We start from the raw sequence: 973 nt of genomic DNA, 5'->3' as shown, positions 1-973 counted from the left end.
CGGCACGGATAGCTTTACTTATACTAACGAAGAAGGCCAAGAAGCCACGGTTAATGTCACCGTGGATGCGGTGAACGATTTAACCGTCGTAGCTAACGATACCGCGACGACTAACGAAGATGCAGCGATTGATATCGATGTGCTTGCGAATGATGATGACTCAACCGATGGCACTGAAGCAGCGATCTCGCCAGTAGAAAGCGTGACTCAAGGCACTAACGGTTCAGTAGTAGTTAATGCCGATGGTACGGTGAAATACACACCGAATGCTGACTTTAACGGGTCGGATAGCTTTACTTATACCAACGAAGAAGGCCAAGAAGCCACGGTTAATGTCACGGTCGATGCGGTTAATGATTTAACTGTCGTAGCTAACGATACCGCGACGACTAACGAAGATGCGGCAATTGATATCGATGTGCTTGCAAATGATGATGACTCAACCGATGGCACTGAAGCAGCGATCTCGCCAGTAGAAAGCGTGACTCAAGGTAGCAACGGTTCAGTAGTAGTTAATGCCGATGGCACGGTGAAATACACACCAAATGCTGACTTTAATGGCACGGATAGCTTTACTTATACCAATGAAGAAGGCCAGGAAGCCACGGTTAATGTCACTGTGGATGCGGTTAATGATTTAACGGTTGTGGCTGATGATACCGCGACGACTAACGAAGATGCGGCGATTGATATCGATGTGCTTGCAAATGATGATGACTCAACCGATGGCACCGAGGCGGCTGTTTCGCCTGTAGAAAGTGTGACTCAAGGCGCTAATGGTTTAGTCTCAATCAATGCCGATGGCACGGTGAAATACACACCGAATGCTGACTTTAACGGGTCGGATAGCTTTACTTATACCAATGAAGAAGGCCAAGAAGCCACGGTTAATGTCACCGTGGATGCGGTTAATGATTTAACGGTTGTCGCTGACGATACCGCAAGCACTAACGAAGATGCCGCGATTGATATC

General features: G+C 47.6%; 1 protein-coding gene. It reads left to right on the top strand.

Annotated elements, in window-relative coordinates; all coding sequences use genetic code 11:
- Positions 1-973 (top strand): tandem-95 repeat protein (locus MT390_RS19680; protein WP_499442906.1); only part of this gene is annotated, 973 nt, incomplete at both ends.

Origin of the sequence: Vibrio sp. 2-Bac 85 (genome assembly GCF_037546705.1) — a bacterium.
Taxonomy (GTDB): Bacteria; Pseudomonadota; Gammaproteobacteria; order Enterobacterales; family Psychromonadaceae; genus Psychromonas.
The sequence above is the reverse complement of the archived record's forward strand: the minus strand, read 5'-3'. Positions and strand labels throughout refer to the sequence as shown.